The 12,239-nt window shown below is 66.4% G+C and carries 13 protein-coding genes; 11 read left to right on the top strand and 2 right to left on the bottom strand.

Annotated elements, in window-relative coordinates; all coding sequences use genetic code 11:
- Nucleotides 1–433 precede the first annotated feature (433 nt).
- From B0B15_RS16860 to B0B15_RS15500, 4 genes are all read left to right on the top strand, one after another.
- Nucleotides 434–760, top strand: coding sequence for a M23 family metallopeptidase (locus B0B15_RS16860; RefSeq protein ID WP_239278227.1), 327 nt, complete (start codon nt 434–436; stop codon nt 758–760).
- Nucleotides 757–1,209 carry a DUF4307 domain-containing protein gene (locus tag B0B15_RS15510; RefSeq protein ID WP_256334328.1) on the top strand — a complete coding sequence of 151 codons (453 nt, stop codon included), beginning with the start codon at nt 757–759 and terminating at the stop codon, nt 1,207–1,209. Before B0B15_RS16860 ends, B0B15_RS15510 begins: the two co-directional genes overlap by 4 nt.
- Nucleotides 1,210–1,220: 11 nt before the next feature.
- Nucleotides 1,221–2,204, top strand: coding sequence for a c-type cytochrome biogenesis protein CcsB (gene ccsB / locus B0B15_RS15505; RefSeq protein WP_256334329.1), 984 nt, complete (start codon nt 1,221–1,223; stop codon nt 2,202–2,204).
- 236 nt (nt 2,205–2,440) lie between these two features.
- Complete coding sequence (locus B0B15_RS15500) at nt 2,441–4,147, top strand: bifunctional copper resistance protein CopD/cytochrome c oxidase assembly protein (protein WP_176776671.1); 1,707 nt, start codon at nt 2,441–2,443, stop codon at nt 4,145–4,147.
- Between the two features lie 71 nt (nt 4,148–4,218).
- Here the strand turns inward: B0B15_RS15500 and B0B15_RS15495 are convergent, their stop codons facing one another.
- Entirely contained in the window at nt 4,219–4,890 is a 672-nt protein-coding gene (locus B0B15_RS15495; RefSeq protein WP_076677837.1) for a cation diffusion facilitator family transporter, read from the bottom strand.
- The gene (locus B0B15_RS15490) at nt 4,887–5,264 is read right to left on the bottom strand and encodes an ArsR/SmtB family transcription factor (RefSeq protein WP_076677834.1); all 378 of its coding nucleotides are present in this window, start codon (nt 5,262–5,264) and stop codon (nt 4,887–4,889) included. Before B0B15_RS15490 ends, B0B15_RS15495 begins: the two co-directional genes overlap by 4 nt.
- A gap of 89 nt (nt 5,265–5,353) precedes the next feature.
- On the opposite strand from B0B15_RS15490, the gene B0B15_RS15485 reads away from it, so the two are divergent.
- The 7 genes from B0B15_RS15485 to B0B15_RS15455 all read left to right on the top strand — a co-directional run bounded on the left by B0B15_RS15485 (nt 5,354) and on the right by B0B15_RS15455 (nt 12,183).
- Nucleotides 5,354–5,635, top strand: a complete 282-nt coding sequence (locus B0B15_RS15485) for a metal-sensitive transcriptional regulator (protein ID WP_058233655.1) — start codon at nt 5,354–5,356, stop codon at nt 5,633–5,635.
- Between the two features lie 28 nt (nt 5,636–5,663).
- Nucleotides 5,664–5,987: a cation transporter gene (locus tag B0B15_RS15480; RefSeq protein WP_058233654.1), complete on the top strand. Its 324-nt coding sequence runs from the start codon at nt 5,664–5,666 to the stop codon at nt 5,985–5,987.
- Entirely contained in the window at nt 5,984–8,290 is a 2,307-nt protein-coding gene (locus B0B15_RS15475; RefSeq protein ID WP_083709106.1) for a heavy metal translocating P-type ATPase, read from the top strand. The genes B0B15_RS15480 and B0B15_RS15475 overlap by 4 nt, the downstream gene beginning before the upstream one ends.
- Nucleotides 8,287–10,437, top strand: coding sequence for a heavy metal translocating P-type ATPase (locus B0B15_RS15470; RefSeq protein WP_083709105.1), 2,151 nt, complete (start codon nt 8,287–8,289; stop codon nt 10,435–10,437). Before B0B15_RS15475 ends, B0B15_RS15470 begins: the two co-directional genes overlap by 4 nt.
- A 92-nt stretch (nt 10,438–10,529) precedes the next feature.
- Nucleotides 10,530–10,934, top strand: coding sequence for a four-helix bundle copper-binding protein (locus B0B15_RS15465; protein ID WP_076677831.1), 405 nt, complete (start codon nt 10,530–10,532; stop codon nt 10,932–10,934).
- Between the two features lie 90 nt (nt 10,935–11,024).
- Nucleotides 11,025–11,492, top strand: a complete 468-nt coding sequence (locus B0B15_RS15460; RefSeq protein WP_076677829.1) for a DUF6153 family protein — start codon at nt 11,025–11,027, stop codon at nt 11,490–11,492.
- Nucleotides 11,493–11,580: 88 nt separating this feature from the next.
- A complete protein-coding gene (locus B0B15_RS15455) occupies nt 11,581–12,183 on the top strand; it encodes a DUF305 domain-containing protein (RefSeq protein ID WP_058233676.1) in 603 nt (200 codons plus the stop codon).
- The last annotated feature ends 56 nt before the right edge of the window (nt 12,184–12,239 follow it).

Raw genomic sequence — 12,239 nt, 5'->3', positions numbered from 1 at the left:
GCGGAGCTCCCACGGTCCTGAGGCCGCGCGCGCAATGCGCGCCCGCCCGCTTGTTGCGAGTGCGTTGGCGCTGGCGCTCATGTGTCCTCTGGCGCTGCCGGCGTACGCGGCCTCACCTGTCACGGACTCCGAGCCGACCTTGCAGCAAGCCGCTGCGGACGACTCACAACAATTCACCGTGTCCTCCGCGCTCCCCGCTTCGCCCCTGGACAGGCAGAGCTACGCAGCGACGTCTCAGGAAGAAATTCATCAGAAAAAGGCGCGAGAGGCTGCGGCGGCCGCGGCCGCCGCAGCACGCGCAGCTCGGCCCGCTACCACCTTCGCTGCTGAACGCGCAGTCCCCGTCCTCGCCGCCGGTAGCGGGGTTGTGCGCTGGCCATTGACCTCGACGTTCAGAGTCACGGACCAATTCGGAGCAAGAGGCGGGGCGCACATGGGCACCGACATGGTGACCGCGGGCGGCACGCCAATCTACGCGTCCGTGGCCGGGACAGTCGATGTCTCGAGCGAGAGCTATGGCGCCTACGGCGTCGCTGTCACCGTTGAGTCCGTCGTCAACGGCCAACGTATCCGGGCCGTCTACCCGCACATGCAGTACAACACCCGGCAGGTCGGCAGCGGCCAGGAAGTGCAGGCGGGCCAACTCCTCGGACTCGTCGGAAGCACAGGCCGCTCCACCGCAAACCACTTGCATTTCGAGGTGTCCGTCAACGACGTCACCGTGGATTCCCTGGCGTGGTTGGAAGCGAATGCTCAGTGACTAAACGCGCCATTACAAAGCGCGGCGGCAGGCGCCGCGCCGCACCGCAGCGAACGGCACTGCAAAAGAAACTCGACGATCGATACGGCCGCACTTCGCTTCCCTGGCGTCGCCGAGCTTTCTGGATCAGTGTTGCTGTGTTCGCGGTGGCTGCCATTGCCTACCTGGTCTGGATCACACTTCAAAATAGCTTGGACGACATCTCCATCGCCGAGACCGGCTACCTCGTCGTCGATGAGCGGGCTGTGACGGTGTCCTTTCAAGCCACCCCTCCCTCCGGCGCACGGTTCGCGTGCGCCATCCAAGCCCTGGACGAGGATTTCGGCGTCGTGGGGTGGCGGGTCGTCGAGTACGCCCCCTTCCCCGAGACCACTCGATCCTTCACCGAGCGCGTTCCGACTCTCGCCCTGGCAACCACCGGCACCGTCAAAGAGTGCTGGACAATCTAAGGATTCCACCCGTGACCGAATCATCCGCCCTCACCCTTGATGGGCTGTCCCTGCTGATGGTGTGGACGGCCATCGGCGTTTACGCGCTCGCCTTTGCGGCGTATGCCATCGACCTTGCCGTGCGCGTGTCTCGCGTCGAGGCGCCCGCTGCGGAACTCGTGACGGTCGGGGACGTGGCTCCACCGGTGGCGCCCCCGGCGGCCGCGGTGCAATTGCAAGTGCCGCCACGTGAGCGCGAACGTCTCGTATGGGCACGTATCGGAACCGCCCTCACCATTTTGGGATTCGCGCTGCAGCTGAGCGGGGATGTCCTCCGAGGCATCGCCGCAGCTCGTGTGCCGTGGGCGAACATGTACGAATTCGCACTCACCGGCACTCTTCTCATCGTCGGCGTGTTCCTTTTCGCCCTTCGGCGGTACGACCTGCGTTTCCTCGGCTCCTTCTTGCTTGGGATGGTCGTCCTTCTTCTGGGTGGTGCGACCTTGGGGTTCTACGTCGAGGTCACCCCTCTGATGGACCCGCTGCGTAGCGTGTGGCTTGTCATCCACGTCTTCGTGGCCTCCCTTGCGACTGCGCTGTTCGCCATCGCGTGCGGCCTGTCCGTGACGCAACTTCTGCAACACCGGCGTGAGAGTCGCCCCTCCGTCAACACGCGGCGGGGCCTGCTTCGAACCCTGCCCACCTCTGAAGATCTGGAAGCCCTGGCTTACCGGTTCGCCATCATTGGCTTCATCTTCTGGACCTTCACCCTGATTGCCGGCGCGATTTGGGCAAACGACTCCTGGGGACGCTTCTGGGGTTTTGATACCAAAGAGGTGTGGACTTTCATCATCTGGGTGCTGTACGCCGGGTACATCCACGCTCGTGCCACCCGTGGATGGCGCGGTAACCGTTCTGCGTGGCTGTCTATCGTGGGGTTCGCTGCGGTGCTGTTCAACTTCACCGCCGTGAACATGTTCTTCAAGGGTCTGCATGCCTATTCGGGGCTGAACTGATGCCTACTTCCGGCGCTAAGCTCGGGCACGCCCACTCGACGGTAAGGGTGGGGGCACCTGGCTCCACGCGGCTTCCGTCTCTGCAACCGCGCCGGTGGAACGTGTACCGCGTGATTGCGCTCATCATCCTCGTCGTCAGCGCAGTCGCTGCCTTGGTGTGCGCTCTCGCAGTCGGCGGTGGCGCTGCCCCCTTGCAACTGGCCGACGCCGGGCCCCTCGCACGGTGGGGGCTGCCAGTGTCAAAGCTCGTCGTGAACATGAGCGCCGCGGGAATGGGAGGGGCGCTCTTTGTCGCCTTGTTCTCGTTGCGCGTCGAACAGCGCGGGTTTGAATTGGCGTTGGATGTTGCTGCGCTATCTGCCGCCATCTTCACCGTGGCATCTGCTGCTACTGGCTTCTTCAGCTTCATGGTCATCTTCAACCCCGCTTTGAATGCCGGTCCCGAATTTGGGTCTCAGCTTGGCCGGTACCTCGTGCAGACCGAGGGGGGACGTGTGTGGTTGATGACGACCATCGCGGGTGCCATTCTCGCGGTGCTCACATTTGCGGTGCGTTCGTGGGGCGGGACAGCAACCGTGGCACTTCTCGCGCTGGCAGCGCTTGTCCCGATGGGAACACAAGGCCATTCAGGTGATGAGGCCTCTCACCAGCAAGCCACGACAGCCATCGTCATACACCTCATCGCCGCAGCGGTCTGGCTCGGTGGTCTGCTGCTGCTGGCGATCATTCGTTCCGTCACTTCCAAGAGTGAGATGGCGACAGTTCTGATGCGGTACTCCACCATCGCCGTTATTGCCTTCGCGCTCGTCGCGTTCTCGGGCACGGTTCGAGCCGCCATCGGCCTAGAAACTCTCGGTGCTCTCGCCTCCCCTTACGGCCTCATCCTCATCGTCAAGGTTGTAGCCCTCACCGCCATCGGTGTTCTGGGGGCGATCTACCGACTGCGTCTACTCCGAAGGATGCGCGCCAACCCCAGCGACGCCAAGACTTTCTGGCTGCTGTTGTGTGCGGAGTTGGGATTGATGGGGATGGCTAGTGGAGCGGCTGCCGCTCTCGCGAGAACACCGCCGCCGATTCTCCCCGAACCTGCAGGCGCGCTCACACCCGCTGAGGTACTCACCGGCGCTCCGCTACCTCCTGAGTGGACTATGTCGCGTTGGTTCACGGCGTGGAGCCCCGACCTGCTGTGGTTAGTTGCCGCCGTGCTCGGACTCATCTTCTACGTGAGCGCTGTGCTGCGGCTAAAGGCGCGTGGGTACCGATGGAACCCCTGGCGGGCGACCGCGTGGGTGGCAGGGACGCTCCTCTTGGTATGGGTCACTAGCGGAGCGTTGGGCGCTTACCGTAGCTACATCTACAGTGCGCACGTTCTTGGGATAGTCATTCTCCTTGTCGGGGTGGTGCCCCTTCTCGCAGCCGGGGCGCCAATCGAGCTCGCCCGCAAGGCAGCCCATCGCCGCGAAGACGGCAGCAGGGGAGGGTATGAATGGGCGCAGGTGCTCATGCATTCGCGAGGTGTGCGTTTCGCTTCGGCACCCGTGGTCGCTGTCCCGGCCACCGCGATGTTGATTTGGCTGCTTTTCAGTTCTGACCTCCTCCGTTGGACAGTAGGGGATCTCCTAGGGCGGCAAATGGCGACGGCAGCAACCCTCGTCGTGGGATCTCTGCTCGTGCGTGGCTTGATAGGTGGTGACGGGTCCAGCCGCCGGCCGACACAGATGAAGCTGCTGATGGTCGTCGGTTTAGCTGTGGCGATGGCGGTTGTATCTGTGTACATCTCTACTGCCGGTCTAGTAGCCGCCGACTGGTTCGGTGCGATGGGCCGCACCTGGGGTAGAGCACCAGCCGAAGACCAAGACTTCGGTGGAGTGGTGCTGGCTGCTGGCTCCGCGATCGCGGTCGTTCTGGGTGGGTGGGTGGTGTTCCTCTCCCGTGCGCGGTAGAACGACGTCCTAGATTCCTCATGCGGCGTGCGACAGAAGCCGTCATGGCTGATCTGAGGTGCTCTACCCGCTCAGCGGTGATGGTCGTCGTCGTGCTCCTCCTCGAGGAGCATCCCCACGGAGGTGGCGCAGGCGTCACCGCGCCATGCCTCGATACCCTCTCGGATTGCGAAGGCGGCGATGACGAGTCCGGCGATCGCATCGGCCCACCACCAGCCGAACAGGCTGTTGACAATGAGGCCGACGAGAACCGCGGCGGACAGGTAGGTGCAGATGAGGGTCTGCTTGGAGTCGGCCACAGCGGTTGCCGATCCCAGCTCGCGGCCCGCGCGTCGTTCCGCCAGCGAGAGGAATGGCATGATGACGACGCTGAGCGCGGTGAGCACGATTCCGACAGTGGAGTGCTGCACGTCGACCTGGCCCACGAGCGCGAGCACCGACGTCGCGGTGACGTAGGCGGCGAGGGCGAAGAACGCCACGGCGATGACGCGCAGCGTGCCCTTCTCCCACCGCTCGGGGTCGCGGCGGGTGAACTGCCAGGCCACGGCTGCCGCCGAGAGGACCTCGATCGTGGAGTCCAGGCCGAACCCGATCAGCGCAGCCGATGAGGCGACGGTGCCGGCGGTGATCGCGACGACGGCCTCAATGAGGTTGTAGGCGATCGTCGCGGTGACGATCCACTTGATGCGGCGTTGGAGAGTGTGCCGGCGGTCGTCTGTGGGGCGAGAGGTCGTGGTGGTCATGCGCAGGTGCAGCTTTCTCCGGCGCAGCAGCCCGGTTCGACATAGAGGACGACGCGTAGCAGCTCGTCCAAGGCGGGTGAGAGGTGAGAGTCAGCAAGCCGATACCAGGTGCGCCGCCCATCCGGCACAGCCTCCACGAGCCCGCACCCTCGAAGGCACGCGAGCTGGTTCGACATGACCTGTCGGGAGACGCCGAGAGCGTCCGCTAGGTCGGAGGGGTAGGCGGGTGCTTCCCGCAGTGCCAGCAGCACGCCCGCGCGCGTGGAGTCGGAGAGCGCGTGGCCGAGGCGCGCGAGCGCGGCGGTATGCGTCACGGTGGCAGTCGCAGTGGCTGTGGACACGTGTCGACAGTACAGGACTTGCTGAATAATCATCCCCGGTTGGGCGGCCCACTCCGGTGGACGCGCGCAGGGGGATGAATAGGAGTGTTGCGCTACATACCCTAGGGGGGTATGGTATCTAGGTGAACGGATACGAGGGCAACAAAGACGACCTCCAGAAGCGGCTGCGTCGCGTCGAGGGTCAGGTACGAGGGATCGCCCGAATGGTCGATGAAGACAAGTACTGCATCGACATCCTTACGCAGGTCTCCGCCGCGACGAAGGCTTTGGAGACGGTTGCTCTATCCCTGCTCGGGGATCACCTCCGCCACTGCGTCGCGGAGGCGAGCGCAGAGGGCGGCCAGGTTGCCGCAGAGAAGATTCGTGAGGCCAACGACGCGATTGCACGGCTCGTCCGTTCCTGATCCCGCACCGACCCCAGAGGAGCAAATCATGACCGACCGCATCGACCTCGGCCTGAAAGACACCAACGCCGGCTGCGCTTGCTGCGCCACGTCCGCAGCGACAGACGCACCCGCGTCCACCGCGGCGACGGTGACAGAAGACGTCCTGGTGACCGGAATGACATGCTCGCACTGCGTGTCGAGCGTCACGGAGGAGCTGACTGCGATCGACGGTGTCGAGAATGTCACGGTAGACCTCAACGCCGGCGGTACGTCGCGCGTCACCATCCACAGCTTGACCCCGATCGATGCCGCCGCAGTGCGGGCCGCGGTGGAGGAGGCCGGCTACACCCTGGCCGGCGCACCCGCATGAGCGCGGTCGACGTCGAACTCGATATTTCCGGGATGACATGCGCGTCGTGTGCGACCCGGATTGAACGCAAGCTGAACAAGCTTCCCGGTGTGGAAGCAACGGTGAACTACGCCACCGAAAAAGCACGTGTTCGCGGGAACGACGTCGACCCTGCCACCCTGATCGCCGCCGTCGAATCCGCGGGGTACCAGGCGGCTCTCCCCGCACCGCCACCGAGCGGTGATATCGATGAGAACACCCCAAACCGAGAGGACGGCGAGGTCGGGGCGCTACGGCGGCGTCTGCTGATTAGTGCCGCCCTGTCGCTGCCGGTGGCAGTGTTGTCGATGGTCCCGGCGTTGCAGTTCGAGTACTGGCAGTGGCTTGCCCTCACTCTCACCGCCCCGGTGGCGGTCTGGGGCGCGTGGCCGTTCCACCGGGCCGCGGCCGTCAACGCCCGACACGGCGCGGCGACCATGGACACCCTCATCAGCGTTGGCGTCATCGCCGCATTCGGGTGGTCCCTTTACGCGCTGTTCTTCGGTGGCGCAGGCGTGCCCGGCATGACGATGACGTTCACCCTCGTCGGTACCCCGCAGGCCGGGGGCCACGAAATCTATCTGGAAGTGGCCGCGCTGGTCACCGTCTTTATCCTGGCCGGGCGGTATGCCGAAGCGCGCGCGAGGAAATCATCGTCGGAGGCGTTACGGGCGCTGCTGGAGATGGGCGCGAAGCACGCCACGCAGCTCGTCGACGGCGCCGAACGGATGGTGCTGGTCGCGCAGCTGTCGGTCGGAGACACTGTGCTCGTTCGACCGGGGGAGAAGATTCCCTCCGACGGGCTGGTGATCGATGGTGCCTCCGCCGTCGATGCCAGCATGCTCACCGGAGAATCAGTCCCCGTCGAGGTGACGACTGGGTCGCGTGTCGTAGGAGCGACGGTGAATGTCGGCGGCCGCCTCACCGTAGAAATCACCCGGGTCGGCGCCGACACCGAGCTCGCGCGCATGCGCCGGCTGATGGAGGAAGCCCAAACCGGCAAGGCCAAGGTGCAACGCATCGCTGACCGGGTGTCGGCCGTGTTCGTCCCGATCGTCATCGGACTTGCCGCCGCCGCCTTCGTCGGCTGGATGATCGCTGGGGCATCGCTGGAACAAGCGTTCACCGCCGCGGTCGCGACACTAATCATCGCGTGCCCGTGCGCGCTTGGCCTCGCCACCCCCACCGCCCTCTTGGTGGGCACCGGCCGGGGCTCGCAGCTGGGAATCTTGATCCGTGGACCGCAGGTGCTGGAGCAGACCCGCACCGTCGACACCATCGTGCTCGACAAGACCGGCACCGTGACCACCGGCAAGATGACCGTCACCACCGTTCACCCCGCCCCTGGTGTCACCCGGGACGAGCTGCTGCGGGTCGCCGCTGCGGTCGAGGCGGGCTCCGAGCATCCCGTCGCCCGCGCGATCACCGCCACCGCGCCTGGTGCATATGCGGACAGCTTCGCCTCGCACGCCGGGTTCGGTGTGCAGGGGATCGTGGACGGCGCCGCGGTGGTCGCGGGCCGCGCCTCCTGGCTGGCCGAGCAGTGGGGCATCCACCCACCGTCGGAGGCCGCAGCGGAGCTGAACACGCTCGCTCGTACCAGTACCGCAATCGCGGTCGGCCGCGACGGGCGGTACCTGGGCGCGATCGGCGTGGCGGACACGGTGAAGCCGACCAGCTCGACCGCCATCGCACTGTTCCGCGCACTCGGGCTGCGCCCGGTGCTCCTCACCGGCGACAACGACACCACGGCCGCACGGATCGCCGCTGAGGTCGGCATCTCCGACGTGCACGCCGGCGTCACCCCCGCCGGGAAGCTCGAAGTGATCCGCCGGCTCCAAAACGATGGCCACGTGGTCGCAATGGTCGGTGACGGCGTCAACGACGCCGCGGCCCTCGCCGCAGCCGACCTCGGCCTTGCGATGGGGGGCGGCACGGACGCGGCGATCGCCGCCAGTGACATCACGATCGTCTCCGGCGACCTGACCGTCGTGGCCGACGCGATCCGACTCTCCCGCCGCACCCTCCGCACCATCAAGAGCAATCTGTTCTGGGCCTTCGCCTACAACGTCGCCGCCATCCCGATCGCCATGGCCGGGCTGCTGAACCCGCTCGTCGCCGCGGCGGCCATGGCGCTGTCGTCGGTGTTCGTCGTGACCAACAGCCTCCGGCTGCGCCGGTTCCGCCCCGAGCCGGCACCCGTGCACATCGCCCGCACTCCCATGCCCCAACCGAACCTGAATCGTGCGCCGTGGCGGCGCACCCAGCGAAGGAGGCTCCCATGAGCCAGCACGAACATCACAACCACTCGGCCCGCACGAACCACCAGGGCCACAACGCTCCGGCGGCAACGGCAGTACACGACCACGTAGCGATGGGCCACCCGCACGGCACGGATGATCGGGCACCTGCGGCGGGGCACGCCGGGCACGGTCACGCCGACCACGGCGGTCACGCCGGTCACGGTGATCACGTCGCCCGGTTCCGGCGGCTGTTCTGGATCATGCTGGTTCTCGCGGTGCCGGTCGTGGCTTTCTCCAGCATGTTCTCGATGCTGATCGGCTACCCGCTGCCGGACGCGGCGTGGGTGGGATGGGTGTCCCCGATTCTCGGGACCGTCATGTATGTCTGGGGTGGCGCCCCGTTCCTTACCGGCGCCGTCAGCGAGCTGCGCGCCCGCAAGCCCGGCATGATGCTTCTCATTGCCCTCGCGATCACCGTCGCGTTCCTCGCGTCCTGGGGGGCAAGCCTCGGGCTGTTGCACCACGAGTTGGACTTCTGGTGGGAGCTGGCGCTGCTGGTCGTAATCATGCTTCTCGGGCACTGGATCGAGATGCGATCCCTCGCCCAGACCACCTCCGCCCTCGACTCCCTCGCCGCGCTCCTGCCCGACGAGGCCGAGAAGGTGGACGGGGAAACCACCGTCACCGTCGCCCCCGCTGAGCTGCAGGTCGGTGACGTGGTTGTGGTCCGCCCCGGTGGGCGGGTTCCCGCGGACGGGCGGATCGTGCAGGGCTCGGCCAGCATGGACGAGTCGATGATCACCGGAGAATCCCGCCCCGTTCGCCGCGGCGACGGCGATCAGGTCGTCGCCGGCACGGTCGCCACCGACTCCGGAGTTCGCGTAGAAATCACCGCGGTCGGGCAGGACACCGCCCTCGCGGGCATCCAAAAGCTCGTCACTGAGGCTCAAAACTCCTCCTCTCGCGCGCAGCGGCTCGCGGACCGTGCTGCGGGGTGGCTGTTCTGGTTCGCGCTCGGCGCGGCCGCGGTCACCGCCTTGGTGTGGTCCCTGGTGGGATTCCCCGACGAAGCGGTCATCCGCACCATCACCGTTCTGGTCATCGCCTGCCCGCACGCCTTGGGACTGGCGATCCCGCTCGTCGTGTCGATCGCCACGGAGCGTGCCGCGCGCGGCGGTGTTCTGATCAAGGACCGTCTCGCGCTGGAAAGCATGCGCACCGTCGACACGGTGCTGTTCGACAAGACCGGCACACTCACCAAGGGAACGCCGGCCGTCACCGCGATCGACCCTGCCGAAGGGGTCGATGCAGACGAACTGCTGGCCTTGGCCGCCGCCGCCGAGGCGGACTCTGAACACCCCCTTGCTCGGGCGATCGTGAACGCCGCGAAAGAGAAGCAGCTCACCGTCCCCTCCTCCAACGACTTTGAATCGTCACCGGCCGTCGGTGTCCGCGCGCAGGTCACCGGGCGCACCGTCCAGGTCGGCGGCCCCTACATGCTCGAGCAGGAGAAGGCCGCTGAGCGGTCGATCGCGAACGAGTGGCGCAACGAGGGTGCGATCATCCTCCACGTCCTCATCGACGGGCAGGTGGCAGGAGCGCTGCGCCTGGCGGACGAGATCCGCCCTGAATCGCGCGCCGCGGTCGACGCGCTGCACCAGCGGGGCGTGCAGGTGGTCATGATCACCGGAGACGCCGAAGCGGTTGCCGCATCCGTCGCCGCCGACCTCGGCATCGACCGCTACTTCGCCGGGGTCCGCCCCGAAGACAAAGCATCCAAGGTCAAGCAGCTTCAGAACGAATCCCGCAAGGTCGCCATGGTTGGTGACGGGGTGAACGACGCACCCGCCCTCGCGCAAGCCGATGTCGGTATCGCCATCGGCGCGGGCACCGATGTCGCCATCGCGTCCGCCGGGGTCATCCTCGCCAGCGACGACCCCCGCTCCGTGCTGTCCGTGATCGACCTGTCGCGGGCCAGCTATCGGAAGATGAAGCAGAACCTGTGGTGGGCCGCCGGATACAACCTCGTCTCCGTCCCCCTCGCCGCCGGAGTGCTCGCCCCTATCGGGTTCGTCCTCCCCATGTCCGTCGGAGCGATCCTGATGTCGCTGTCCACGATCGTCGTCGCACTCAACGCGCAACTTCTTCGCCGGCTCGACCTCAGCCCGCAAGCCGTCGCCGCGAAGTAGTTTCCCCGCGCCCGCAACCCCCGGGTCGCGCTCGGCGCCCGCTTTTATCGTGGCAGGCGCCGGGGACGGTCCCCGGGAAAGGACCAGCGACCATGACTGCTGTTGACCAGATGCTCACCACGCACCCCAAGGCCGGAACCATTGACGCTGCGGACGCCCTCGCCCGCTGTATCCAGGCGTGCATCGAGTGCGCGCAGACCTGCACCGCGTGTGCCGACGCTTGCTTGTCGGAGGACATGGTGGCCGAGCTGGTGACGTGCATCACCAAGAACGCCAACTGCGCCGACGTATGCGCCGCGACCGGTGCGGTGCTTTCTCGACAGACGACGGTGGACGCCGATGTGGTTCGCGCTGTTGTGGAGGCGTGCCGCACCGCGTGTGCCTCCTGCGCGCAGGAATGCGAGCAGCACGCCGACATGCACGAGCACTGCCGCGTCTGCGCAGAGGCGTGCCGTCGCTGTGAGCAGGCGTGCACCGACCTTCTCGCGGCGTTGTAACCGCGGCACACCAACGACCCACCCCGACGGGTCCAGAGCCCGCCGTCACTGCCGGGAAAAGTTAGCCTAGAAATCCATCAGGAGGTGAGAATGTCGCTGATTGCCCTTGCACACCAGTTGCGTGGCCAGCGCGCGGTCACCCGCACCCTCCTGATGATGCTGGCTGTCGTCGGCGCCGTCATCGCGGGGCTCCTGGCCATGCACTCCCTCAACACCCACGCCACCACCGCCGGCCACGGCGGCACGGTGGCCGTCAGCGCCGAGCCGGCACCACCCAGCGCCCACCACGACGCCTCTCCCGGTACCGCAGCGGTGAACACCACCACCGCCGCCACGGATCATGCAGGCTGCACCGACTGCGGCGACGATCACGCGATGACCTGGATGGTCTGCGTTCTCGCGCTGCTTGTCAGCGTGATCCTGTTCGCGCGGCTGCGGATCGGCTGGCGGATCACCCTGCGAGACGACGTACTCGCCATGATCCACCCCCGATCGCCCGCATCGGCCCACCCGGTTCCGCCGCCCTCACTTACCGTTCTCTGCATCAGTCGCACGTGATGACGCGTCCGCCCGCCTCCATGCGGGCAACGCACCTTCCGGCTCGACAACCGTCGCGCCTCATCACTGACTAATGGAGAACACCACCATGAACACCCGCGCCGCGGCGACCGCCGCGCTCACCCTCACCAGCCTTCTCGTCCTCGCCGGATGCTCCGGCGGAACCACCTCCGGCGGCAGCATGCCCGGAATGGACCACGGAAGCAGCAGCAGCGCTACCCCCGCGCAATCTGCTGACGCCAACGAAGCGGACGTCATGTTCGCCACCATGATGATCGAGCACCACACGCAAGCGATCGAGATGTCCGACACCCTCCTGGCCAAAGACGGCATCGACGAGCGGGTGACCGCGCTGGCGGAGCAGATCAAGGCCGCCCAGGAACCTGAAATCGCGCAGATGGAAGGCTGGTTGGAGGACTGGGGCGCCAGCGCCCCCGACACCGGCAGCATGGACCACGGCGGCGGCATGATGAGCGAAGAAGACATGCAGTCGCTCGAGCAGGCCACCGGTACGGACGCTGCCCGCCTGTTCCTCCAGCAAATGATCGAGCACCACCGCGGTGCGATCGAGATGGCGCAAGAAGAAACCGGCAACGGCCAAAACAGTGACGCCGTCGCCCTGGCCAACCAGATCGTCGAATCGCAAACGTCCGAGATCGCCACCATGGAGGAGCTTCTGGCCACTCTCTGATCACCCGTGGTGGGGCGCGGAAAGCCACCGCACCCCACCACCGGATCAGACGAAAC

Source organism: Microbacterium sp. RU1D, from assembly GCF_900156435.1.
Taxonomy (GTDB): domain Bacteria; phylum Actinomycetota; class Actinomycetes; order Actinomycetales; family Microbacteriaceae; genus Microbacterium.
Note: the sequence above shows the minus strand (reverse complement) of the source record. Positions and strands in the feature narration are given on the sequence as shown.

Bases quoted from the DNA above. Each gene is read 5' to 3' on its own strand.
- B0B15_RS15465 (WP_076677831.1), top strand. From the start codon at position 10,530: ATGACTGCTGTTGACCAGATGCTCACCACGCACCCCAAGGCCGGAACC.
- B0B15_RS15470 (WP_083709105.1), top strand. From the start codon at position 8,287: ATGAGCCAGCACGAACATCACAACCACTCGGCCCGCACGAACCACCAG.
- B0B15_RS15490 (WP_076677834.1), bottom strand. From the start codon at position 5,264: ATGATTATTCAGCAAGTCCTGTACTGTCGACACGTGTCCACAGCCACT.
- B0B15_RS15480 (WP_058233654.1), top strand. From the start codon at position 5,664: ATGACCGACCGCATCGACCTCGGCCTGAAAGACACCAACGCCGGCTGC.
- B0B15_RS15475 (WP_083709106.1), top strand. From the start codon at position 5,984: ATGAGCGCGGTCGACGTCGAACTCGATATTTCCGGGATGACATGCGCG.
- B0B15_RS15455 (WP_058233676.1), top strand. From the start codon at position 11,581: ATGAACACCCGCGCCGCGGCGACCGCCGCGCTCACCCTCACCAGCCTT.
- B0B15_RS16860 (WP_239278227.1), top strand. From the start codon at position 434: ATGGGCACCGACATGGTGACCGCGGGCGGCACGCCAATCTACGCGTCC.
- B0B15_RS15495 (WP_076677837.1), bottom strand. From the start codon at position 4,890: ATGACCACCACGACCTCTCGCCCCACAGACGACCGCCGGCACACTCTC.
- B0B15_RS15460 (WP_076677829.1), top strand. From the start codon at position 11,025: ATGTCGCTGATTGCCCTTGCACACCAGTTGCGTGGCCAGCGCGCGGTC.